The organism is Acinetobacter sp. WCHAc060006 (genome assembly GCF_004209135.1).
Taxonomy (GTDB): Bacteria; Pseudomonadota; Gammaproteobacteria; order Pseudomonadales; family Moraxellaceae; genus Acinetobacter; species Acinetobacter cumulans.
Genome location: NZ_SGSS01000018.1, coordinates 1 through 24532 on the forward strand (window position 1 = coordinate 1; position 24532 = coordinate 24532).

Annotated in this window: 24 protein-coding genes; 18 read left to right on the forward strand and 6 right to left on the reverse strand. The window is 40.0% G+C overall.

The features are described from left to right. Nucleotides 1-260: 260 nt before the first annotated feature. Both EXE29_RS11250 and EXE29_RS11255 read left to right on the forward strand, forming a co-directional pair. Nucleotides 261-968: an MFS transporter gene (locus tag EXE29_RS11250; protein WP_120364328.1), complete on the forward strand. Its 708-nt coding sequence runs from the start codon at nucleotides 261-263 to the stop codon at nucleotides 966-968. Nucleotides 969-971: 3 nt separating this feature from the next. Continuing rightward, nucleotides 972-1652: a hypothetical protein gene (locus EXE29_RS11255; protein ID WP_120364327.1), complete on the forward strand. Its 681-nt coding sequence runs from the start codon at nucleotides 972-974 to the stop codon at nucleotides 1650-1652. An 88-nt stretch (nucleotides 1653-1740) separates the two neighbouring features. Here EXE29_RS11255 and EXE29_RS11260 read toward each other — a convergent pair whose 3' ends face one another. Further along, nucleotides 1741-2595: an SDR family oxidoreductase gene (locus EXE29_RS11260; RefSeq protein WP_120364326.1), complete on the reverse strand. Its 855-nt coding sequence runs from the start codon at nucleotides 2593-2595 to the stop codon at nucleotides 1741-1743. 118 nt (nucleotides 2596-2713) lie between these two features. On the opposite strand from EXE29_RS11260, the gene EXE29_RS11265 reads away from it, so the two are divergent. Next, a complete protein-coding gene (locus EXE29_RS11265) occupies nucleotides 2714-3094 on the forward strand; it encodes a winged helix-turn-helix transcriptional regulator (RefSeq protein ID WP_120364325.1) in 381 nt (126 codons plus the stop codon). Between the two features lie 179 nt (nucleotides 3095-3273). On the opposite strand, the gene EXE29_RS11270 is transcribed toward EXE29_RS11265, so the two are convergent. After that, complete coding sequence (locus EXE29_RS11270) at nucleotides 3274-4488, reverse strand: MFS transporter (protein ID WP_120364324.1); 1215 nt, start codon at nucleotides 4486-4488, stop codon at nucleotides 3274-3276. A gap of 266 nt (nucleotides 4489-4754) precedes the next feature. Between EXE29_RS11270 and cgtA the strand changes: the two genes are divergently transcribed. Together cgtA and proB are read left to right on the forward strand one after the other, a co-directional pair. Beyond that, a complete protein-coding gene (gene cgtA / locus EXE29_RS11275; protein WP_106984679.1) occupies nucleotides 4755-5969 on the forward strand; it encodes an Obg family GTPase CgtA in 1215 nt (404 codons plus the stop codon). Between the two features lie 30 nt (nucleotides 5970-5999). Beyond that, a complete protein-coding gene (gene proB / locus EXE29_RS11280) occupies nucleotides 6000-7133 on the forward strand; it encodes a glutamate 5-kinase (RefSeq protein WP_120364323.1) in 1134 nt (377 codons plus the stop codon). Nucleotides 7134-7204: 71 nt separating this feature from the next. On the opposite strand, the gene EXE29_RS11285 is transcribed toward proB, so the two are convergent. Continuing rightward, nucleotides 7205-7801: an undecaprenyl-diphosphatase gene (locus tag EXE29_RS11285; RefSeq protein ID WP_120364333.1), complete on the reverse strand. Its 597-nt coding sequence runs from the start codon at nucleotides 7799-7801 to the stop codon at nucleotides 7205-7207. Nucleotides 7802-7994: 193 nt separating this feature from the next. Continuing rightward, complete coding sequence (locus EXE29_RS11290) at nucleotides 7995-8699, reverse strand: SIMPL domain-containing protein (RefSeq protein ID WP_106984681.1); 705 nt, start codon at nucleotides 8697-8699, stop codon at nucleotides 7995-7997. Nucleotides 8700-9180: 481 nt separating this feature from the next. On the opposite strand from EXE29_RS11290, the gene EXE29_RS11295 reads away from it, so the two are divergent. The 3 genes from EXE29_RS11295 (at nucleotide 9181) to EXE29_RS11305 (ending at nucleotide 13037) form a co-directional block, all read left to right on the forward strand. Then, complete coding sequence (locus EXE29_RS11295) at nucleotides 9181-10554, forward strand: diaminobutyrate--2-oxoglutarate transaminase (protein WP_120364322.1); 1374 nt, start codon at nucleotides 9181-9183, stop codon at nucleotides 10552-10554. 3 nt (nucleotides 10555-10557) lie between these two features. Then, nucleotides 10558-12090, forward strand: a complete 1533-nt coding sequence (locus EXE29_RS11300; RefSeq protein ID WP_120364321.1) for a pyridoxal phosphate-dependent decarboxylase family protein — start codon at nucleotides 10558-10560, stop codon at nucleotides 12088-12090. A 341-nt stretch (nucleotides 12091-12431) separates the two neighbouring features. Then, complete coding sequence (locus tag EXE29_RS11305) at nucleotides 12432-13037, forward strand: hypothetical protein (protein WP_120364320.1); 606 nt, start codon at nucleotides 12432-12434, stop codon at nucleotides 13035-13037. A 110-nt stretch (nucleotides 13038-13147) separates the two neighbouring features. Here EXE29_RS11305 and EXE29_RS11310 read toward each other — a convergent pair whose 3' ends face one another. After that, on the reverse strand, nucleotides 13148-14200 hold the full coding sequence (locus EXE29_RS11310; RefSeq protein WP_120364319.1) for a Rieske 2Fe-2S domain-containing protein: 1053 nt from the start codon (nucleotides 14198-14200) through the stop codon (nucleotides 13148-13150). Between the two features lie 429 nt (nucleotides 14201-14629). Between EXE29_RS11310 and EXE29_RS11315 the strand changes: the two genes are divergently transcribed. The 10 genes from EXE29_RS11315 to EXE29_RS11360 all read left to right on the forward strand — a co-directional run bounded on the left by EXE29_RS11315 (nucleotide 14630) and on the right by EXE29_RS11360 (nucleotide 23713). Further along, nucleotides 14630-15655 carry a substrate-binding domain-containing protein gene (locus EXE29_RS11315; protein ID WP_106984685.1) on the forward strand — a complete coding sequence of 342 codons (1026 nt, stop codon included), beginning with the start codon at nucleotides 14630-14632 and terminating at the stop codon, nucleotides 15653-15655. A 98-nt stretch (nucleotides 15656-15753) separates the two neighbouring features. After that, nucleotides 15754-17133, forward strand: coding sequence for a phosphate ABC transporter permease subunit PstC (pstC, locus tag EXE29_RS11320; RefSeq protein ID WP_120364318.1), 1380 nt, complete (start codon nucleotides 15754-15756; stop codon nucleotides 17131-17133). Continuing rightward, nucleotides 17133-18524 (forward strand): phosphate ABC transporter permease PstA, encoded by a 1392-nt coding sequence (gene pstA, locus EXE29_RS11325; RefSeq protein WP_106984687.1) that lies wholly within the window; start codon nucleotides 17133-17135, stop codon nucleotides 18522-18524. The genes pstC and pstA overlap by 1 nt, the downstream gene beginning before the upstream one ends. Nucleotides 18525-18536: 12 nt before the next feature. Continuing rightward, entirely contained in the window at nucleotides 18537-19463 is a 927-nt protein-coding gene (pstB, locus tag EXE29_RS11330) for a phosphate ABC transporter ATP-binding protein PstB (protein ID WP_106984688.1), read from the forward strand. Nucleotides 19464-19566: 103 nt separating this feature from the next. Then, complete coding sequence (locus tag EXE29_RS11335) at nucleotides 19567-20241, forward strand: hypothetical protein (protein ID WP_106984689.1); 675 nt, start codon at nucleotides 19567-19569, stop codon at nucleotides 20239-20241. 228 nt (nucleotides 20242-20469) lie between these two features. Next, the gene (locus EXE29_RS11340) at nucleotides 20470-21147 is read left to right on the forward strand and encodes a hypothetical protein (RefSeq protein ID WP_120364317.1); all 678 of its coding nucleotides are present in this window, start codon (nucleotides 20470-20472) and stop codon (nucleotides 21145-21147) included. Nucleotides 21148-21284: 137 nt separating this feature from the next. Further along, entirely contained in the window at nucleotides 21285-22247 is a 963-nt protein-coding gene (gene sohB, locus EXE29_RS11345; RefSeq protein WP_106984691.1) for a protease SohB, read from the forward strand. Nucleotides 22248-22354: 107 nt separating this feature from the next. Continuing rightward, nucleotides 22355-22816, forward strand: a complete 462-nt coding sequence (locus tag EXE29_RS11350) for a hypothetical protein (protein WP_106984692.1) — start codon at nucleotides 22355-22357, stop codon at nucleotides 22814-22816. Nucleotides 22817-22837: 21 nt separating this feature from the next. After that, nucleotides 22838-23254 (forward strand): hypothetical protein, encoded by a 417-nt coding sequence (locus EXE29_RS11355; protein WP_117007255.1) that lies wholly within the window; start codon nucleotides 22838-22840, stop codon nucleotides 23252-23254. Between the two features lie 36 nt (nucleotides 23255-23290). Continuing rightward, nucleotides 23291-23713 carry a hypothetical protein gene (locus EXE29_RS11360; RefSeq protein ID WP_117007254.1) on the forward strand — a complete coding sequence of 141 codons (423 nt, stop codon included), beginning with the start codon at nucleotides 23291-23293 and terminating at the stop codon, nucleotides 23711-23713. 31 nt (nucleotides 23714-23744) lie between these two features. Here EXE29_RS11360 and EXE29_RS11365 read toward each other — a convergent pair whose 3' ends face one another. Continuing rightward, nucleotides 23745-24347 carry a DUF2238 domain-containing protein gene (locus EXE29_RS11365; RefSeq protein WP_120364316.1) on the reverse strand — a complete coding sequence of 201 codons (603 nt, stop codon included), beginning with the start codon at nucleotides 24345-24347 and terminating at the stop codon, nucleotides 23745-23747. Nucleotides 24348-24532 lie beyond the last annotated feature (185 nt).

A 24532-nucleotide genomic window follows, 5' to 3' on the forward strand; every position in this document is an offset into this window, starting at 1 on the left:
AATACTGAAAATACTGAAAATACTGAAAATACTGAATATATTTTCTTTATTTTGAAAATTCGTATGAAACTTTATTACTAAGTATGATTATTTATTACCTAGTATTTAACTTTATTACTCAAAAACATTATGAACTAGTATTGAGTTTTTTAGAGTCAAACGGTTACTGATTTTGCAAATTAACATACAAAAAATTGCACACCTTACGGTATTTATTCAGCACACTCAAAGATTGAAAAATAAAAATACAAGGATCGGTTTTGCAGGCAAAACACGTGCTAAGTGGATTAGCATTGATTGTGTTAGCTTCCATTTGCGGTGTGCTCATCGCGATTTGGGTGTTTAAACACTTTAATATCTATATTCCACTCGAAAATCAAAGTGTAAGTATCGATTTACAAGAACCTTTACAAGCAGAAGTGAAAATACACGATGCACTCAATGTCGATGTTTCTGGGCGAGTGAATGCATCAATTCCGATACAAGAACAGTTGCAAATTCCACTCACGCAAACACTTACACCGCGAGTGTATTTTGATAATCAGGTGCCTATTCAAACGACGATTCCTGTTCGTGAAGTACTCAAAATTAATCAAAACATGCCCATCAATACCAAAGTTCAAGTTCGGGTTTTGGGAAAGGATATCACTTTACCTTTAAAGGGAAATATTCCGATTCAACTCGATGTGCCTATTAATATGGACGTTCCTTTGGCGCAAAAAGTTCATTTAAAATTTGATGCTCCAGTCAAAACACAGCTGAAAGAAAATTTAAATATTCCTTTAAATACGAAAATACAAGCCAATATCCCCATTGATGGCCATTTGAATGTACCCATTTCAACGGCACTTAAAGCCACGGTCGATGTGCAAAATACTTTAGCTGTCAAAATTAAGCAGGGTGAACTGGTTATTCCGCTCAAAGATATGAAATTGGCACGCCAAGCACCTCATTCAACAGGAGAGTAGTGTATGGATCGACGCTATTCCGCGAAGTATTGGTTATGTGGTTTTATTGCGATTACCAGTTTGGTGGCATTGCTGTTTTGGATATATCTCAATGTACAAGCGTCTTTGCAGGTGAAAGCACGACAAGCAAATATTCAGTTATCACATTCATTGCCTACAATCATACATGTGGGTAATTATTTACAGGCGCATGCGCGTGGCACTTTAGATACTCAAATAGATTTAAAGCGACAAATGGATTTGCCATTGAAAGGCAAATATTTAGCAGATTTACAATTTACAGTAGAAGTGCCAATTCAAGTTGATTTGGACTATCAAACACAATTGAAAATTCGGCAAAATATGCCTTTGGAAACCACAATAGACTTAATTTATCAAAATAGATTGTTGCCGAAATTTCCTTTAAAACTAGACATTCCTATTCATTTAGATGTGCCATTTCATTTGCAAGGTCAGTATCAGATTCCCGTTAAAATTATGTTTAATGGTCCTGTGTATTTTGATTTTAATGAGTCTGTTCGTTTGAATGTAGATCATCAATTTAAACCAAAGCTACAATTAAATGATCCAATTACACTACAAAATATTGCGGCCTTTCGTGCGACGATGTACAACACTGAACGCGATACTCAGGCTAATTTAGATATGCAAATGAACTTAGCATTGAAAAATATTCACCCATAATAAAATAAAAAGCCTAACCTCATTGATTGCTCAATGGGGTAGGCTATGTGTGATTTACACAGTGTAGTTATGCTTCAAGTCATTTATTTTATTTAAATAAGGCTTCTACTTGGGATTGTATGGTTGTGGTTTTGCGACCAATCAATTGTTCCAAATCAGTACGGTCACTAAACATTGCACCATGTGCAGTTTCAACATCAGCTTCAGTAATTAAATTGACCACAGGCTCTGGCAAGCCAGCTTGTGTAAGCCCTTGTGCAAAGCTTTCCGCATCAATTTCTAAATATTGCACAGGTTTAGATGCGGCATGTGCAATATAAGTTGCTAAGTCAGTTTTAGTGAAGCTTTGTGAGCCAGCTAATTCATAGGTTTTTTGCTCATGCCCTTGAGTTGTTAAAACTTCGGCTGCAGCTTCGGCATAATCTGCACGTGATGCTGAGCTAATCGGACCATTTTGTGTGGCGCTAAAGAGTTTGCCAGATGCTACATTGTGCTCAACGCCAGCAAGATAGTTTTCGTTATACCAATTATTGCGTAACAAGGTATAGCGCAGACCACTGGCTTGAATCAGTGCTTCAGTCTCACGGTGTTCTTGTGCTAAGCCCAAAGGTGAAGTGTCAGCACGTAATAGACTGGTATAAGCAATATAAGGAACCTGTGCCAATTGAGCTGCTTCAATCACTGCTTTATGCTGTGGTGTGCGACGGCCAACTTCATTGGCAGAAATGAGTAATAATTTGTCGATCCCTTGTAGCGCTGGCGCTAAGCTTTCAGGGGCATCATAATCAAAATGACGTAGTTCAACACCTTGCTCAGCTAAAGCAGTTGCTTTTTTTTGGTCACGCACTAAAGCCACAATTTGATCCGCGCTGACGCGTTTTAATAAAGCTTGAATAACCAATTGACCGAGTTGACCCGTTGCACCTGTGATTGCAATTTTCATCTATAAACCCTCATGTTTTTGTATGAAAAATAAACTTGATGCATAAATAGTAATCTGTTAACTTACTAAATGTAAGTACGTACCAAAAAGTAAGTTTATTACCAACAGGGGAGATTTGATGGCTAACTACGCTTCAAGTAAATTATTAGGTCAAGTTTTATCCACAGATTGTCCATCACGTGACATTTTGGAGCACTTAACCAATAAATGGTCGGTGTTAGTCTTGCGTTGTTTAAATGATGGCGTGCATCGCTTTAGTGAACTTAAACAACGGATAGAAGGCATTAGTGAAAAGATGCTGGCACAGACGCTGAAAATGCTCGAAAACGATGGTTTTATTCTACGGACTGTTTATCCAGTTGTGCCACCGAAGGTCGAATACCAACTGACTATTACAGGTTCACAAGCAGCTGAAAAATTACTGTATTTGATTGGTTGGATTGAAACAAAATTACCGGATATTTTGGAGAATAAAGCAACTGTTTCTAAAGTATCTTAGTCTGTATGGCAACGATAAGTACTGGGTAAAAACATCGAATTTGAAATTAAAATAGCGGATAAATTCAGGGCTTCGAGAACTTAGAGGCATGTAGTCATGGTTGCGATTGAGCAACCATAGAATATGTGTTTTGAGTATACGACGCTAATTTAATACCGCTGTGTTTACATGTATCCGCTTTACTCGGCATCCGTGGTTGAGGTGCGTTGCATCGTTTTAAAATCAAGGCGATCGATGATTAAAATCCCAAGAGCAAAGAGGTATGCGCAGCTTACACAGCCGAACCAGCCCCAATGTTGCCATGCATATACGGCAGTTAGAGAACCTAAGGTAGCACCCGAAAAGTAAATGGTCATATACACAGCATTAATACGTGAACGTGCAGTTGGATTAATACGATAGACTAAATTTTGGTTCAGGACATGAAATGCGGTTAGACCAAAGTAGCTCATCAGTACGCCCAAGGCGTATGCCACAATATTCAATTGGGCAAAGGCCAATGGTAGGCAAGACAGTAGCATGAGACTGATGCAGATCAGTGCGACTTTATTTTCTTTACCTAAGCCAACCGTACGCCCAGACCAGCTGGATGAATAAATACCGATGATGCCTAGTAAGCCAAACAAACCAATTTGAAAATCTGAAAATTCATAAGGCGGGTTGGCCAGTACAAAGGTCATTGATGTAAAAACCATGGATAAAATGGCAAAACCTAAAGCTCCCGCACAGGCACGTCGAATTAAATGCGGTTCCGACTTCGCAAGCTCAAATAAGGATTGATAAATTTTTGCAATGTTTAATTGCGTGTTGGCTTGGGTATTGGGCAACTTATGCCACATGAGCATGGCAAATAAAAGCGTGACGATACCACTACTTAAATACACCATATTCCATGACCAAAAGGTCGAAACAAAACCTGCAAATGTGCGCGATAAAATAATTCCCATGACCAAGCCACTCATGAGTTTGCCGACTGTAGCAGCACTTTGAGCGGGTGAGCTAATACTCGATGCAAAAGGAATTAAAATTTGTGCTGAGATTGCGCCAAAAGTAGCGCAAAGGGTAAAGCTATACAGCCAAATCAGCGTTGTACTCAACGATAAAAGTATTTGTGAAAGGCCCGCAAACACCATTAGGCAAACAATGAGTTTTCTTTTGTTGAGCAAATCACCCAAAGGTACAAGGAGCATCAGTCCTAAGCCATAGCCAACTTGAGCCAATACCACAGATAAGCTCGCTTGGTCCGTACTGATTTTGAGGCTGTACTGAATAGAATAAATAAGAGGCTGATTAAAATAAGCTGATCCTGCACAAAGACCACAGGCTAAAGCCATGAGTAGTACAAATTGAGAAGACAGCTCAGTTTGAGCAAAATTGTTTGATTGATGATGCATCACTCATCCCTATGACAGCATCACGGCACTATATCGGGCGCAATCTTTGAACACAAATAAGTAAAAGCTATAGCATGATTTGTAAAATGAATAAATCCGAAAATATAAGCAAAATAGACATTCACAATGGCAAAACAACCGGCGATTTTGGGGTCAAATTGAGTGCTTCATTAAAAATACTCAGCGAATGCTGAATAATACTATTCGAGAAATTCATTAAAATATGGCAGAATAGGCGGTTTTAAAGTTTTTAGAGGATTGGCAAGATGCGCTTTGTTGATGAAGCAGTCATTACCGTAGAGGCTGGCGACGGTGGCAATGGCGTAGCCAGTTTTCGCCGTGAAAAATTCGTACCATTTGGTGGTCCAGATGGTGGTGATGGTGGTCGAGGCGGTAGCATTTATATTCAAGCTGACGACGACACAAGCACACTCGTAGATTATCGTTATACCCGTAAATACCAAGCTGAGCGTGGTAAAAATGGTTCAGGCGCAAACTGTGCTGGCCGCGGCGGTGAATCCGTCGTACTAACAGTTCCAGTAGGAACAACAATTGTAGATACAGATTCTGGTGACATCATTGCTGACTTAGTTGAAGACGGCCAAAAAGTGATTGTTGCTCGCGGTGGTGATGGTGGTTTAGGTAATACCCACTTCAAATCATCAACTAACCGTACACCACGTCAATGCACACATGGTAATAAAGGCGAATTCCGTGAAGTTCGTCTTGAGTTAAAAGTGTTGGCAGACGTTGGTTTGTTGGGTATGCCGAATGCAGGTAAATCTACATTTATTCGTGCAGTATCAGCGGCGAAGCCAAAAGTTGCAGACTATCCGTTTACAACAATGATTCCAAACCTAGGTGTGGTCGATGCAGATAGTCACCGTTCATTTGTAATGGCCGATATTCCAGGTCTGATTGAAGGTGCAGCAGAAGGTGCAGGCTTAGGTATTCGCTTCTTGAAGCATTTGGCTCGTACACGTATTTTATTGCACATTGTCGATGTTCAGCCTATTGATGGTTCTGATCCTGTACATAATGCAAAAGCAATTTTGGGTGAACTATTAAAGTTCTCTCCAACACTGTCAAAACTTCCAGTGGTATTGGTACTCAATAAATTAGACCAACTCCCAGAAGAAAGCCGTGAAGAGTGGTGTAACCACATTCTTGAAGAATTGCAATGGACAGGCCCAGTATTTAAAACTTCAGGTTTGACCCGTGAAGGGACAAAAGATGTTGTGTATTACTTAATGGATCAAATCGAGCAGCAACAAGAACGCGAGCTTGAAGACCCTGAATATGCAGCAGAAATGAAAGCATTCCGTGATCAGCTTGAAGCTGAAACACGTGAACAAACCATCGCTGCCAAAGAAGCGTATCGTGAGATGCGTCGTCAGCAACGTCTTGCCGGTATTTTGGGTGAAGACGATGACGAAGAAGATGATGGCGAAGATCAAGCAGAGTCGTATTACGTACGTTAAGCTCTATAATTAAGAGTAACTGAGGACAAGATGATAGAAGTGGTAGATGGACAGCGTCAGCTTAAGGATTGCAAAAGAATCGTTGTTAAAATCGGATCTTCTTTACTCACAGCAAACGGAAAAGGTTTAGATCTAGAGGCAATCTCGCATTGGGCGGGGCAAATTGCAGATCTACACAATGCAGGGCACGAGATTATTCTGGTGTCTTCTGGTGCTGTGGCTGAAGGCATGGTTCGAATGAATCTAGACAGCCGACCCACAGATCTACCCAGTCTTCAGGCGTGTGCAGCCATTGGTCAAATGGGTTTAATTCATACGTGGTCTAGTGTATTAGAACAACGTTCTATTCGAACTGCGCAAGTGCTTTTAACCCATGATGACCTTGCAGATCGTCGTCGTTATTTAAACTCTTGTGATGCTTTGCAAAACTTGATCGACTGGCGTGTGATTCCAGTGATCAATGAAAATGACACAGTATCTACAGACGAAATCCGTTTTGGTGATAACGATACCTTGGCTGCTATGGTTGCGGGTCAAGTTCATGCAGACCTTTTGGTGATCCTAACGGACCAAGAAGGCATGTTTGATTCAGACCCACGTTCAAATCCTCATGCAAAACTGTTCCATACAGTACGTGCTATGGATGAGACTTTGTTTGATATGGCTGGTGGCGGTGGTAAGTTTGGTCGTGGCGGTATGCTAACCAAAGTTCGTGCTGCGCGTTTGGCTGCTAAATCAGGTTGTCCGACTGTTATTGCAAGTGGCGATAGCGATCATGTACTTTCACGCGTAATGTCGGGTGAGTTATTGGGCACGTTATTTATTACCGATAATGACCGTGTAACAGCACACCAGCAATGGTTGGCAGCACATTTGCAAACTGCAGGCCGTTTGGTGATTGACGATGGTGCTGTAAAAGCTATTCGTGATAATCACCGTAGTTTATTGCCAGTCGGGGTAAAAGCCGTTGAGGGTCATTTTGAGCGCGGTGATGTGGTGGAATGTGTGGATACACAAGGCCATCGTATTGCAGTAGGGCGTGTGAATTTTAGTTCGCGTTCTGCAGAAATCGTAAAGGGCTTGGCTTCTGATAAAGTGCATCAAGTCCTTGGCGAAGCACGCTCACTGGAAATGATTCATCGCAATCATATGGCAATTTACTAATTAGCATAAAAAAACAGCTCTTAGGAGCTGTTTTTTTTTATTCAAAATTCGGATTGATCAGAGTAAAAGACTTATTTAATAATGCCTTTTTCAATCAAAGGGCGAAATAATTTTTGATAGATATTCATCACCCACATCATGATTTGATCTTTATATTTATTCCATACTTTTAGGCCAGAATAGTTCACCAGCCAAGCAATAAAGAAACCGCCTAACATATCAATTGGGAAATGTACGCCTACATAAACCCGTGACCAAGCCACGAGCCATGCCACAGCAATTAAAAAACGCCCAATGTCTCGACGCTCAGAGAAGTAATAAGAAAAGGCAATGGCACTAAAAATACTCATGTGATTGCTTGGGAAAGAGCCAGTAGGTGAGTGTTCAATTAGAGTTTGGCCAACGTCCATGACAAAGGGACGAGGAGTATTGAAAACAAAGGAGAGCGTTTCACCTAGTGCTAGGGTAATTGCGGTAAAAATAAATGCTTTTAAAATAGATTTTTTAGTTTCGAAGCTACCGCGTAACCAACAAAAAATAAAAATGAAAAGCATGAGGTAAATAAGATCATGTGCAACAAAAATAGCATAGTTCATCATGCCATTAGAGGCTTGATCAGGCACATTAAGTATCTGATACAGCCATAAATTTAAGTGTTCGATTGAAATTGGCATATTAAAAAAATAAAGAAAAAAATATGCGACAAAATTTAGCAAATTTATGCAAAAACTATGTAATAAAAATGCAAAAAATGAAGAGACTATTTCAAATGAAATTTAGCCCGCAGTTTTAAGCTACGGGCTAAAAAATTTCTCTCATATTCAAGTTTTTGAATGCAGGAGATGTATATAAAGGACGAGGCTATTTCAATTGAATGCTACCTGATGCATTGACGCTAATTTTAGATTCGCCTCCAGCCATTTGCTGATCTGCAATTTCGAGCGGGGCAGACGCGGCTTTCATCATGGCCATACGTGGTACAGGTTGATTCGAGTAATTGCTGGTATTTAAGTTAAGGTTAACTAGGTTGTAGCCACCTTTATTCCAAGCCTGAGCTAAAGTTTGAGCACGTTGCTGAAAGTTTTTAGAGGCTTCTACCACCAGTTCATTTTCAACTTTTTTACGCTGTGCATCGGAGACTGTAAAGTTGATGGATTGGGTTTGGAAGTTTTGTTGTAACTCACTAATTAACTGACTTGCACTTTTGAAGTCTGTACTTTCAATACGGATTTCGGCACGGCCACGCCATTCTTTTAATTTCTGATTGTCATTGTCATAAATTGGGTATGTGCTTTGTGAGCCTGTTTCAATTTTGACACTTGGATATTTTTTAGCAGTTTGTACTGCTTGGGACATAAGTTGGTTAATTTGATTGGCCAATTCAGTCGGTTGTTTGTTGGATTTTTCAATATACAACACAGCATTCATTTCATCATTTGTGACTTGACGCGTCGCTTCGGCCTGAATATTAATCACATTGTAATTCATGCTTTCGCTGGTTTGAGCAAAGGCTGTAGTGCTTAATGCTAAACCCAGTAGAAGGGCGCTATAAGAAAAGGTACGCATAATTTAACCTTTTGTATAAAATTCAATCTTTAAGAGTTATTTCAGATAATAAGCCCGAATCATGGTTTATTTTAGAAAATATTGTGATGACTTTGTAAAAATATATATCTATTTTAAATGGTTTGATATTTGAAAAATATATTGAAAACAAAGTGTTGTTTGGATTGAAATGGCAAAGCTTGCTCTTGTTGATGGTGGCTTTAAAAAACAACGAAAACATACTATTTTCTTTCGTCTGTCACAATGTAAGATGATAATTCATTCTAACGGTCGGATTGATCCCTTTTTTCAATTAGGAAACTAGATATTTGGTTCGAAAAGTTATTTATTTTCTTGAAAAAGTCTGTATCATCCGCCTCCTAGTTAGCCCATACTCAAAGAGTTTTTTTAAGCTAACTAGAAACTCATAAAGCACCGAGTCAAAGGACCGCAAGTCACCCGACTTATTTCTTTCAACCCATATCAGAGATGGTAATTCGATATGAGCGTTTCTTCTGTAAACCCTGCCGCTAATTCTACTAACGAATACTATTTGACTCGCCAAAGCCAGATGGAATCCAATGTTCGTAGCTATCCGCGTAAACTTCCACTTGCGATAGCAAAAGCTTTAGGCTGTTGGGTTACTGATGTTGAAGGTACAGAGTACCTCGATTGTTTAGCTGGGGCAGGAACATTGGCACTAGGCCATAACCATCCTGCGGTAATTCAAAGTATCCACGATACACTTGCAAGTGGTCTCCCATTGCATACTTTGGATTTAACAACGCCTTTAAAAGATGCATTTACTGAAGCATTACTTGAGCAATTACCTGGTGGTAAAGAAGAGTACTGCTTACAGTTCTGTGGCCCATCTGGTGCAGATGGTACAGAAGCAGCAATTAAATTAGCAAAAACTTACACTGGTCGTAGTTCAGTAATCAGCTTCTCAGGTGGTTACCATGGTATGACTCACGGTTCTTTAGCAATGACAGGTAACTTGTCTGCGAAGAATGCTGTGAATGGCTTAATGCCAGGTGTTCAATTTATGCCGTATCCGCATGAATACCGTTGCCCATTAGGCATTGGTGGTGAAGCGGGTGTAGACGCATTAACGTATTATTTCGAAAACTTCATTGAAGACGTAGAAAGTGGTGTAACTAAGCCAGCAGCTGTAATCTTGGAAGCAATCCAAGGTGAAGGCGGTGTAGTGACTGCACCTGTAAAATGGTTAAAGAAAATCCGCGAAGTGACTGAAAAGCACAACATCGTGTTGATTCTTGATGAAGTACAAGCGGGCTTTGCACGTTCAGGTAAAATGTTTGCCTTTGAACATGCAGGTATTGAGCCAGACGTCGTTGTAATGTCTAAAGCAGTAGGTGGTAGCTTACCACTTGCAGTATTGGGTATTAAACGTAAGTTTGACGCATGGCAACCAGCGGGTCACACGGGCACATTCCGTGGTAACCAACTTGCTATGGGTACTGGTCTTGCAACAATCAAAACCATCAAAGAACAAAACTTGGCTCAAAACGCGCAAGAGCGTGGCGACTTCTTACAAGCTGAAATTAAAAAATTAGCGGTAGAATTCCCATGTATCGGTAACGTACGTGGCCGTGGTTTGATGATTGGTGTTGAAATTGTTGATGAACGTCAAAAAGCTGATCACATGGGTTCTTTACCAGGTGATTCTCAATTGGCAGCAGCCATTCAAGCAGCATGTTTCAACAACAAATTGTTGTTAGAAAAAGGTGGTCGTAACGGTACTGTAATTCGTTTACTTTGCCCATTGATCATTAACCAAGCTGAATGTGAAGAAGTGATCGTTCGCTTCAAGAAAGCACTTGCTGAAGCACTAGTTGCAACTCGAGGCGCATAAGTCATGGTAGATTTTGCAGAACATCGTAAAGCGTTATTCTGCAATGATGCACAATCCATTTCTGACTATCAGTCAGCAATGGGCGAAGCGGTTAAAGCCGTTTCTGCATGGTTGCAAAATGACAAAATGTACACCGGCGGTAGCATTAAAGAGCTTCGTAGTGCAATTGCGTTCAACCCTTCAAAAGAAGGTATGGGCGTTCAAAAATCACTAGACCGTATGGTTGAGCTTTTCTTAAATAAAAGCTTAAAAGTACATCACCCGCATTCTTTAGCGCATTTGCATTGCCCAACAATGGTAACAAGCCAAATCGCTGAAGTGTTAATTAACGCGACTAACCAATCTATGGACTCTTGGGATCAAAGCCCTGCAGGTTCATTGATGGAAGTTCAGTTAATTGACTGGCTTCGCCAAAAAGTTGGCTATGGTGCAGGTCAAGCAGGTGTATTCACCTCTGGTGGTACGCAGTCTAACCTGATGGGCGTTTTGCTTGCACGTGATGCATGTATTGCTAAAAACTGGAAAGACGAAAACGGTAACCCATGGTCTGTTCAGCGTGATGGCGTACCTGCGGAAGCAATGCGTAACGTAAAAGTGATCTGTTCTGAAAATGCACACTTCTCTGTGCAAAAGAACATGGCCATGATGGGTATGGGTTTCCAATCTGTTGTCACTGTTCCTGTAGATGCAAATGCACGCATGGATATAGACGCGCTTGAGAAAACCATGGCGCACCTTCGCGCGACGGGCAAAATTGTAGCATGTGTGGTTGCAACTGCGGGTACAACCGATGCAGGCGCAATTGACCCATTGAAAGAAGTGCGTGCAATCACCAACAAATATGACGCGTGGATGCATATCGACGCAGCATGGGGCGGTGCACTGATTCTTTCAAATGACTATCGTTCAATGTTAGATGGTATTGAACTGTCTGACTCGGTAACGCTTGATTTCCATAAGCATTACTTCCAAACGATTTCATGTGGCGCATTCTTGCTTAAAGATGAAGCGAACTATCGTTTCATGCATTATGAAGCTGAGTACTTAAACTCTGCTTATGATGAAGAGCATGGCGTTCCGAACTTAGTATCTAAGTCACTTCAAACAACTCGCCGTTTCGATGCGTTGAAGTTGTGGATGACAGTTGAAGCGCTAGGTGAAGAGCTTTACGGTTCGATGATCGATCACGGTGTAGGGCTTACACGTGATGTTGCAGATTATATTACTGCAACTGACGGTCTAGAAATGCTGGTTGATCCTCAATTTGCATCGGTATTGTTCCGTGTAGTGCCAGCAGGCTACCCTGTTGAATTGTTAGATACATTGAACCAAAACGTAGCAGACGAATTGTTTGCTCGTGGTGAAGCGAATATTGGTGTAACTAAAGTTGGTCAGGTTCAATCTTTGAAAATGACGACTTTAAGCCCAGTAGCCACTTTAGATAACGTGAAGAATTTACTTGCTCTTGTGCTTGCAGAAGCGGATCGTATCAAAGGCCCAATCGCTGATGGTACATATACACCTGCAATTGACTAATTGTCGTTTTGCAGTTGTAGAAGAAGGAGCTCATTTGAGCTCCTTTTTTTGTCTAAATGAAAAAACAGTTAATGATTTTACAGCCACAATTTTTCATTGAGTGATGATATTTTACTGTGTAGGCAGATTGTTACTTTGAAGGATCAAAGTAACCAAAATCCTTTGCAGCGCTGAAGGGATGTCCTATCCCTTCAGCGCTGCCTTGCGACATCCATGTCGCTTGTCAGGTGATTTGATGCAAACTAAAAAAAATATTGCTGATACAAGTATTTATTAATGTAAAATATTAAAAAATATTATTTTTTATAACAACTTATATTGAAATGAATCTCACTAAATTTATGCAAAAACTAAATAAGCCATTTGAGCCAATAACCACATTAATTATTATTTATTTTGCATTGTTAGCGGTATCAATCGCTTTATATGCGCTCATTCAAATTTTCTTTAAGGCTGACACGGCTACAGCATCAAGTGTTTTAAGTTGGTCAGCAACAATGTTTGCAACAATTGCGTTGCTTTTCACATTTTATAATTGGAGAAAGCAGAAAGAGAGTGAAGTAATTGCCAGTGAAGCAAAAAGTATTCTTTATGATATTAATATTTACAATACATTAATAGGAAAGATGACCTCTTATCTCAGCTGTGTTATCAAAGATAATGACTCGATAGAAGAAATTAAAAAAATTTATAATCAGGTTAATGATTTAGATCGAGTTCTGATGAGGAAGTTAAATCTTCTAATGGATATAAAAGAAGATACAAATTTAAGGAATCTAATTATTGAATTTCAAGTTTCTACTTATAATTTAATTGAACTATTTCAAACGGCTAATGAACCTGTATATGCAATTGATTCAGATTCATTAACTCATTTTTTTCAAGTATATAGCGATAAATACTTCAAGTTAAAAAAATTATTAATATCAATAGCTCTATACAAGTGAAGTTCAATGCTAGGACATAATGAAGTTATTCAAGGATAATTCAGGAACATACTTACTTAACTAAACTTAGAGTTATTTGTGAAATAGAAGTCTAATTTCTAATGTTTCTATCAAGCCGCAAACAATGGACTAAACCCTTTCTTACGCAATAACTTGCGGTACATGCTCGAACTGCGGTCTGCTGGGAAATGCGCTTCAATGCTTAAATCCAAAGGCAAATATTCCGGCTTTTGTGATTCCGAGACTAATCGGTCTTCCTCAAATATTTTCAGATTAAATTCATAAGCATCTTCAATAGGCAAGTCCTTGTCATAATTACGGCAGATAGGCGCAAATAAGCGTGTCGAGCGGGCAGTCATCGGCGATGCTGCATTCATAATCACTTGCTTACTGTCGTTTGGAAAATGAATCGTTAAGGTTGCAGTAAACGGCAGATGAATTTCAAAATGACGCAACCATTGAAAGCCATCTTTGCCACGCTGTTCTAAACCAATTGGATAGCGTCCAACACTGCTCCAGTAATCTGCATTAAATCCTGTTTCTGTCTCAATAGTTTTATAGTCAGGTACTTCTACATTTTCAGGGTCGCCAAACGTATCGGGATGCACCCATGCAAAATGCGCAACATCAATGAAGCCTTCGAGCTGTCGGCCTGCAAAACACTGAAAATCTACAGCTGGGCACACCAGTTGTTGAAAGTCTGCATCCTCCCAATGAGGCATGACTGGAATGTTTGGCTCAGCTTCAGGATTGGCCGTTAAATTACACCAGACCAAACCATAGCGTTCGACTGTGGCATAAGTCCGTAAGTTAAAGCGCGGAGAAATTTTATGATCAGGATGGGCTGGAATGCGATTACAATGGCCATGTTCACCAAAACGTAAACCATGATAGCGACAGACCACACCTTGCCCATCATTTTTACCTAAGCTGAGCGGAACACCGCGGTGCGGGCAAGCATCTTTAGCGACAATGAGCTGATCGTTCATTTTATAAATCACCAAAGGCATGTCCAATAGCATCGTGCCATAAGGTTGCTCTGTAATGTCTCGCGCAAGTGCGATTGGATACCAATATTCAGCGAGTAAATGCCAGTCATGTTCTTCAAATGTCATGTGTACTGGCAAATCAGGATTAAAGGTCGCAATGGTTTTGCTGTTCATTTTTCTGTCATCAGGCTGGCTTTTTTAGAATATAGGTCAAGCTTGTGTTTAGATAAATTTCAATTATTGGAATGAAGTATGTGGTAAATGTGAACACCTCAGTGAGTGCACGAGTTTAAAGACACAATTGGAGTTAAAATTTAGGGCCAAAAAGCCTGTTGATGTGTCATTAAAAGATGACATCCTGTTGAAGTGTTACGAAAAAGTATGAAAAAATGATTTAAGAATATATTTGGTAAAATTAACTTACATATTGAATTCTAAAGAAAATTATTTAAATCAAAGCCTAGTGGTCAATTATCATCAAAGCGTCATAAAGTTGTAACTTAGTTGTCATATTCTAAAATCAAAATGCAGTTATCCAAATAAGTACAAAACTTAATAACAAAGTGGCGTACTCCAAAAATGCATCAACTGAGAGAGATGAGAATGCGCTTCAATAATATCGCACTTGCATTGGCACTAACTGGCGCGGCTGTAGCAACAACTGCAAACGCTGCGCGTGACACGATTCAAATCGCTGGTTCTTCTACAGTTTTACCGTATGCAAGTATTGCAGCGGAAGAATTTGGCAACACATTCCCACAATTTAAAACCCCAGTTGTTGGTTCTGGTGGTACTTCAGGTGGTTTGAAACAATTCTGTAATGGCGTGGGTGATAATACAATTGATATCGCAAACGCATCACGCAAAATTAAAGATACTGAATTAGCTGCTTGTAAAAAAGCCGGTGTGAATCAAGTATTAGAAATCAAAATTGGTTATGACGGCATTGTATTCGCATCTAACTCACATAAAGCTGCCTATAAATTACGTCCACAGCATGTATTTGCAGCTTTAGCCGCAGAGCTTCCTGCTAATGGCAAAATGATTCCTAACCCGTACACACGTTGGAATCAAATTGATAAATCTTTACCAAATGAACCGATCACTTTAGTAATTCCTGCATCTAACCACGGTACACGTGAAGTTTTCCAAGAGAAAATGGTTGATGCTGGCTGTGAAACTTATGAAGCTTTCGCAAAATTAGACAAAGACGCGCAGAAAAAAGCATGTTCTAACTTCCGTAAAGACGGCAAGGTCATTGAAATTGCTGGCGATTACACAGAAACATTAGCACGTTTGAAAACCTCTCCAAGTGCAGTGGGTGTATTTGGTTTAGGTTTCTATGACCAAAACCGTGACAAGCTACGTGTTGCGACAGTAAACAATGTTGTACCTTCTGAGAAAACGATTCTAAACGGTTCTTACCCAGTATCTCGTCCATTGTTCTTCTACGTGAAAGGCGAGCACTTAAAAGCAATTAAAGGCTTAAAAGAATACACAGAATTCTTTATTAGCAAAAAAGTGACAGGCAAAGGCTCTAAGTTAGAAAAAGCTGGCTTAATTTCTATGTCTGACAAAGAACGTGCAAAAGTACTTGCTGACTTTAAAGCAGGTAAAGCGGTTAAGTAATAGAAAGACCATTGGCTGATGGCAGGGAAACCTGTCATTGGCTTTTTGCAAATACATTTTTTTCAAATAATGAAAATTGAAAAAATGGTGGAGAGTACATGAATCTACTGCTTATAGGGGTGCTACTGGCAATTGTAGCAATAGCCTATCAGGTTGGTTTAACCAAAAGCCGTAACTTGGCTGGCAAGGGAAATAATTCGGCAATGCTGCATTCGCGTCCAGGCTATTATGGCGCGTTGGTTGCACTTTGGTGTGGTATCCCAGCTTTTTTAATTTTGATTGTTTGGAATATTGTTGAACCTAGCATTTTTAAGCATGTAGTGCTAAGCAATGTGCCTGAGCAAATTAAAGCCACTATGGATCCAGCAAGTATTAGTGTGCTGATTGATCGTGTACAAGCGATTGCTTCGGGCTTTGGTGTGAGTGATACGCCTGCTCAATATGAAATAGCAGCGGCAGAACATTTAAAACACGTGGAGTCGATTGGCTCTTTTGCAAAATTGGCCGTGGTCCTGTGTAGTGCGCTATTAGGATTGGTCTGGGCAAAACGTCGTGTTGCATCGCAATTTCGAGCACGTAACCAAGTTGAAAAAGTACTGAATATTGGCTTGGCGCTATGTTCTGGCGTGGCAATTTTAACAACGGTCGGCATTGTGATGTCGATGTTTAGCGAAGCAATGCGCTTTTTTAGCTTTGTGAGCCCACTCGATTTCTTCTTTGGTACGGTATGGAATCCAGGCTTTAGTACCTCGGGTAATGCTGAAGGCAGTTATGGTTTATTGCCATTGCTGTGGGGTACGTTGATGGTCAGTGGTATTGCATTACTTGTTGCAGTACCTGTTGGTTTGATGATTGCCATTTACTTAGCCGAATATGCTAAACCAAGTTTTCGAGCTTGGGCAAAACCAGCAATTGAAGTATTAGCAGGTATTCCAACCATCGTTTATGGTGTGTTTGCGCTGATGATTATTGGCCCATTTATTAAACAAATGGGGGCTTATATCGGCTTAGACATTAATGCGACCAGTGCTTTAACTGCAGGTTTTGTCATGGGTATCATGATTATTCCTTTTGTCTCTTCACTGTCAGACGACATTATTACCCAAGTGCCTCGTGCACTACGTGATGGTTCATTGGGTTTAGGTGCAACCAAATCCGAAACGATCCGCCAAGTGGTACTTCCAGCAGCATTGCCGGGCATCATTGGGGCATTCTTATTGGCCGCTTCCCGTGCGATTGGCGAAACCATGATTGTGGTACTGGCTGCAGGTAATAGCCCACTTCTCCATGTGAACCCTTTAGAAGCAGTATCAACAGTGACGATTACCATTGTGAATCAGTTAACGGGCGATACAGATTTTGCTAGTCCGCAGGCGTTGGTGGCATTCGCATTGGGTTTAACCTTATTTGTGATTACCTTGGGTCTCAACATTGTTGCACTGTATATCGTGCGCAAATACCGTGAGCAATACGAATAATGAGTACTTCAAATACATCTTCTATGGATCAGGCGTTGGATCCACGTGTTGCAGCAGAGCAACGAGAAAAGCGTAAAAAAATTATCGAAAGTTCTTTGTCAAAGCGTCATCGCAAAGAAAAAGCATTTCGTATCTTTGGCTTTTCAGCGGTTATTACGGGCTTGTGTTTTGTTGTCTTGTTATTTGGAAGTATCTTAATTAAAGGTCTTCCAGCATTTTGGCAAAGCTCGATGAATGTGCCTGTCTATTTTGATCCAACGATTATTACAGCAGGACCTAAGCCAGTTCAAAAAACGGGAGAAGCACCAGCACATTATCAAGAACGCTATATTGCATGGCAAACTGAAATGGGCATGGTAGATTGGGATGCGCTGATCGTTAACGGCCTTATTTCAAAAGACAAAGCGCTTGAAGCAAAACGTGACGATTTAACGAGTTTATATACCAGTTCAGAAGCTTATCGTTTACGCGATATGGTCTTTGCGGATCCATCTTTGGTGGGTAAAAAAGAAGACCTGAAAATTTTAGCTGATGCGAATGTGGATGTATGGTTGGCGGGGAATATCAATCGTTCATTGCCAGATGATCAACAACAGTTGAGCCCAGAAGTACGTCAATTGGCAGACCAGTTAAAAGCGCAAGGCATTATTAGCAATACGTTTAACACCAATATTTTCACCAGCCCAGACTCACGTAGTTCACCTGCAACTTCAGGCTTAGCAGGTGCATTTATGGGCTCGTTATTCATGATGCTCATTGTAATTGTGATCTCAATTCCAATTGGTGTTGCTTCGGCAATTTACCTCGAAGAGTTTGCACCTAAAAACTGGATCACAGACGTGATTGAAGTGAATATTAATAACTTGGCTGCAGTTCCATCGATTGTATTTGGTTTGCTGGGCGCTTCAATTTTTATCGGCTGGTTACATTTACCTCTATCTGCACCGTTGGTAGGTGGTTTGGTTTTAAGCTTAATGACACTTCCGACAGTCATTATTACCACACGTGCATCACTTAAAGCTGTGCCACCTTCAATTCGTCAAGCTGCTTTAGGCTTGGGTGCATCACGTTTACAAACCGTATTCCACCATGTATTGCCTTTGGCCTTACCCGGGATTTTAACAGGTGCAATTATTGGTGTGGCGCAAGCACTGGGTGAGACCGCACCGCTGCTATTAATTGGTATGAGTGCATTTGTTGCCAGTGTACCTGCAACACCATTGGATCAATCTTCAGCATTACCTGTGCAAATCTTTTTATGGCAGGGTAATGAAATGCGTAACTTCTTTGAGGGCAGAACAGCAGCAGCCATTATTGTACTGTTGGCACTCATGATTGGCTTAAATAGCTTGGCTATTTGGTTACGAAAGAAATTTGAAGTTCGTTGGTAATAGGATTAAAACATGAATACAGCAACGGCAACATCTACAACGAATTCCTCAAATCAGGATAAGTCAGTGAATCAAAACGAAACGCAATTTACGTCTGATGACGCAGTCGCTCAAGCTCCTGCAACGTCTTTTGTCTCTCAATTTGATACGCAAGCTTCTGCAAAAAAAGATGCAAAGAGTGCAAATGTAAAATTGAGCACAACAGATGTGCATGTTTATTATGATGAAGCTGAAGCAATTAAAGGCATTGATCTCAATATTTATGAAAATGAAGTGATTGCTTTTATTGGTCCATCAGGCTGTGGTAAGTCTACATTTTTACGTACCTTAAACCGTATGAATGACACGATTGATAGCTGTCGTGTAACGGGTAAGGTGATGCTGGACAACCAAGACATTTATGATCCGAATTTGGACGTGGTATTACTACGTGCTCAAGTCGGTATGGTTTTCCAAAAGCCAAATCCATTTCCAAAGTCAATTTTTGATAACGTGGCATACGGTCCAAAATTACATGGCCTAGCACGTGATAAATACGACATGGAAGAAATTGTAGAAAATAGTTTACGTAAAGCTGGCTTATGGGACGAAGTAAAAGATCGTCTTAGCCAGCCTGGTACAGGCTTATCTGGCGGTCAGCAACAACGTTTATGTATTGCGCGTACGATTGCGGTTTCACCTGAAGTGATTTTAATGGATGAGCCATGTTCTGCACTCGACCCAATTGCAACGGCTAAAGTCGAAGAGTTAATTTCAGAGCTTTCTACACAATACACCATTGCGATTGTGACACACTCAATGCAACAGGCAGCACGCGTATCAGACCGTACTGCATACTTCCATTTGGGTGACTTGATTGAAGTAAACTCAACCGAAAAAGTATTTACGCAACCGGACCATCAGTTAACTGAAGCTTATATTACCGGCCGTTTCGGTTAATTTGGATTATTTAAAATTTTTTAAAAACAGAGTCTTAGGGCTCTGTTTTTTTTGTTATGCTGATTGCTTAATATTTAAGATATGAACATGAATATAAAGCAATATGAAATATTCCAACCAACAAGCCTTGGCTGAAGAGATTCAAGCTTCAGTGAATAAAGCTTTATTTGGTACAGTACATTTTGGCAAACTCTATGCTTCCCTGATGGTCATGATGAGCTTGATCGTAGCGATGTTTATACCGCATGAAGGTTTATTTGCCACATCCCAAAGTACGGGTATGACCAATTATCACCGCTGGTTATATGATGTTTATGTGATTAGCTCATGTATTACAGGCGTGGTGATTTTTTTGCGTTTACAGCACAAAAAACATGATGTGAAATTTCGTCGTCTATGGCACTGCGCCACTAAAATCAGTGCAGAAGAGCGGTTTAGAGAATATCAATATGCACAATCGCAGTCGAAAGTGACGATCCTATATTCAAGTAAAATCTTATTTTACGCAGTGTTATTAGGGTTTACGGTTGGCGTGATTGCAATGTATGTATGGATGACACCATTTGCAGGAGCCTACAAATCATCATTTTGGATTTTGGCATGGTGGCCTATTAACGCTCTAATTATATGGGCATTATATTGTTGTCAAAGTTATCTTTTCTTAAAGCTTTTTTCTACGGAAGATATGCATAAGCATTTTCTAAAATTAAAACGCGAAGCACAAAGACAGGCCAAGAAAAGCATGCTCCAAAAGGATAGCTCCGAAGAACAGGTCTAGCACTGACTGTGTAAGTTCAATATATCTAAAAGATATTTTTAATTGGGTCGGTTGGGGGCTAAATAATGCAGTGGAACATTTTGAACACGATGATTTAGGCTTATGTTGTGATTGGAATAATTTAATACTTAAAAAATTTGAAAATTTTTTAATAAAATTATGATATACAAATATTTATTTATACCATTTGTTGTATTGTGACGTTTTTAAACATGGCATAAGAAGCGCATGACTCCAGATAAACAGCAAGCTGAATTATTAAAACAGACGCAAAAGAAATATTTCAGAGCTGTTTTTGGGACAGCTTATATTGCACATGCTGTTGCGATATTTATGGTTGCAGTCAGCCTGATTTTAGCTGTTTTTGTGCCTCATGATGGATTATTTGCAACGGCATCCAGTGCGGGTATGAGTAATTATCACCGCTGGTTGTACGATGTATTTGTGATCGCCATTATTATCATGGGGCCCGTACTTTATATTTTAATTCATCGTCAGTTCGAGCAAGGCGAAGGGCGACAAGCATGGCGTGAATATACGCGGGCACATGCGCAGTTTAAAATGAACAGATTTCTAAAAGCAGAAGCGCAGGGTAAAAAGGCATTGCTAGACAGTTGGCTTTCGGAAGGACTGGTTTGCATGATGATTATTGTAGTTTTAATCCTGATGTATTCAGTTTTGACCCCGAACGAGTCGAGTCATCGCGGTTATTTTTGGATTCAAACATGGTGGCCGATCAATGCCGCACTCATTGGGGTATTTTACTATATGATCTTTTGCTTATATGTTCGGTTATTTGCTGTGACAGAGGTTGACCGTCAAGATATGTTGTTGCATGTTCAGGCAGAGCGAGCATTACGTAAAGCACTCGAAAAAGATGAACAACAAGTTGCGGAAGATGTCTAAGTTTGAGCCAGCAAGTGTGCTTTAAAATAGCAAGTATCGAGAAAAAGGTGTAATTCGCAAAAATGCTATTGAAAAAACATACAATTGGCCTAATCTAAAAATATAAGCCTCGTGCCGATTTGAGAAAAGAAAATATTATGTTATTTCATACATCTAAACTGCCTGCAGAAATCCGCATCAGTCATTTGAATGCGCGTATTAATGAACAAAGAAAAAAAATTGCGCAAACTACTGCTTCAAAATTTGAGCTCTTGCAACTGACACAGCAATTATCAAAAGAAGCGCGTGCACGTAAAAAGACCAATGAAAAAATTTATGTCTTAGATTTTAATGGCGATACAGCTGCATCTGCTGTTGCGAGTTTACGTGAAGAAATTACTTTAATTTTAGCCACTGCAAAAGCAGGGCGTGACCGTGTCGTGCTTCGTTTAGAAAGCCCTGGAGGCATGGTTCATGGCTATGGTTTGGCTGCTGCGCAACTTGTTCGCCTACGTGACGCAGGTTTCCATTTAACTATTTGTGTAGATAAAGTGGCTGCCAGCGGTGGCTATATGATGGCATGTATTGCATCTGAAATTGTATCTGCGCCGTTTGCAGTTGTCGGTTCAATTGGTGTGGTTGCACAAGTGCCGAACTTCAACCGCTTGCTAAAAGAAAAGCATATCGACTTTGAGTTATATACAGCTGGCCAATTCAAACGTACTGTCACCATGTTTGGTGAAAATACCGCTGAAGGCAAAGCCAAGTTTGAAGAAGAATTGCAACAAACGCATAACTTATTCAAACACTTTGTGGAAAAATACCGTCCGCAATTGAATGTAGAAAAAGTGGCAACTGGCGAGCATTGGTATGGCCAAGATGCAATTGATCTGAATTTGGTGGATCAACTTAAAACATCAGATGAATACTTATTAGGCTTATTACCACAGCATGATGTGTACCTGATCCAGACACGTAAAAAACCGACTTTGGGTGAAAAACTAGGCTTGCAGGCAGCGCAAATGGCAGATTCATTGGTGCCTGCGGTAATGTCTAAAGTGATGGAGTCATTGAGTAAAGCCAATTCGAGTCTGGTGCAGTTGCGTGATCCAAAACTCTAAAATTGTTTTGGTTATGATGTATTTAAAGCTCACTTTGGTGGGCTTTTTTTATGGAAAGATAAACGAATGTGGTAGATTGCTCTTTAAGTGAAATATCGACTGGAATCATGTCTAATTTTTTGATTATTTTAGGGTTAATTTTATTTTTCTTTTGTTTCTTTGGATTTATTGCAAGCTTAGTGGTGTATTTGCCCAAAGCCGAAAAAGAAGGGGAAAAATGGGCAGTCTTTCCCTTTGTGGTGATGGGCTTAATGTTGGTGTTTGGGGGAGTGTCTTATCATGTTGGCATGTCGATGAAAAAAGAAAAGCCCATGGTACTTTCAAAAGCATGTGCTGTCGTAGTGGGCTATAAGCATTATGAGAACTGTAGTGGTAGAGCTCAGACGCGTTGCAATCCCTATGAAAAAATTTTATTAAAATTTGAAGGTTCAGCCTATACCCGCGATATGCGCTTTGATGCGGGTTTGGCGCGTAAGCAAGTGAATGAAAGAGTATGTTTCCGCTTTTATGACCGCTTTAAATATTCACATTTAAAAAGTTCAAACATTGTTGAGTGGCTCGCGCCTTAGCAGCTCATTTAGAGGGGAATCATGTTTGGCATGATGGTTTTTATGGGTTTGCTGACTTTGGTGATCGTCCCATTTATGACGGTTATTTTTATTGTGCCCAAATTAAAGGATAAAAATCATCGCGATACTTATCCATATTATGCTGTGTTGCCGGGTTGTTTAATTTTAGCTTTAGCTGCGTATTTAAAAGAAGAAAAAGTAATTTTACCGTCACAGGCATGTGGTGTTGTGCAGTTTTATAAGACCTATTCAACTAAGAATGATCATTTTGAGCGAATTACGATTCTATTTGATGGCCGAAAATATAATCGACATTTACGCTTTGATGACAATATGAGTCGTAAAGATAAAGGTACTTATGTCTGTTTTGAATATTTGGATAAATTTGCATACCCAGATTTGGCTGAATCTAAAATTTTTAAATGGGTTGATCGCTAATTTGCTCTATTATTGCGGGTTGAGGAAATTGCACACATGATGACACTGCTGTTTATTTTAGCTGGCGTCATTTGCTTCATAGTTTGGCCTTGGCTGTATCTGCTACATTTTCGTAGCGTGGAAACTCAGACCTTAAAACAGTATGTGTTGTTGTTTGGCCCAGCAGCGACGTTGCTGGCAGGCTATATTTATTATTCATCACAGCAGACCGATATTCGCTCTGAAGCTTGTGGCACAGTTGTGGCTTATCAGCGTTATATGAGCAGTGGCAATAAAAACAAAAGACAGCCTTTTGAGCGGGTTGAAATTTTAGTGAATCATGCAAAATTTACACGGCATTTACGCATAGATGATGAGCTGCAAAAAATGCCAGTGGACGCAAAAGTTTGCTTTAAATATTATGACCGAAAATTGAATCCGCACATGTCAGATTCAATTTTAATTGATTGGACTACATAAATGTTTAGCTTAAATGCCTGAGGACATCTGTTTAACTTTCTTCAATAGATTTTGATTTGATTAAACACATAGCGCCAGTGATCATTGCTCCCAGTGTTGCCAGCAACATATCTTTATGCGCATCCCACATGTCGCCTTGTTGGCCGTTATAGTTTTCTGCTTCTTCAGGAGAGAGTCCGATTGCAATCAGCCACTCAATCCATTCATAAAACAGGCTGGTAGCCATTACAAATTGAATGACCAATACATACAGCGTAAATGGTTTGAGTGAGGGCAACCAAACCTGAAATAAGCGAAGAAACAGCGGATAGAGCAATAAGCCGTATGCCAAATGCACCAAGCGATCATACATATTACGTGACCAACCCATAGTTTGATCGAGCTTGAAGCCAAAGAGTGTTTGCGTCCAATCACTATAAGGCACATAAGAATACAGATAATGTGCGCCAAGAATGTGAATGAGCAAAAAGCCGATGTAGAGTGCGAAGCTATAAAAGCTTAGGCCAACTTTGTAGAAGCATAAAAACAGTAAGCCAAGCATGAGTACTGTGCCGACCTGATGCAGTAAGTAAGGTACAAACTCTAAGGGATCAATGCTCGCCATGATGAGAGCTATTAGTAAAATGCTCAGCATGAGCCAATGTTTAAGCTGTAGTTTTGTTTCAATCGTTTTTGTTATTCGTGAAAAGTTAAAAGAGAAGCTAAATTTTACGGTTTGAGTTTAATGTGAAACTGAGTTTTTAGCATTGAATTTTGTTAAACAGGTTTTAGTCTTTTCTCTTGTGAAAGGGGCGACGTACTTTAAGCTTAGATGAAGCA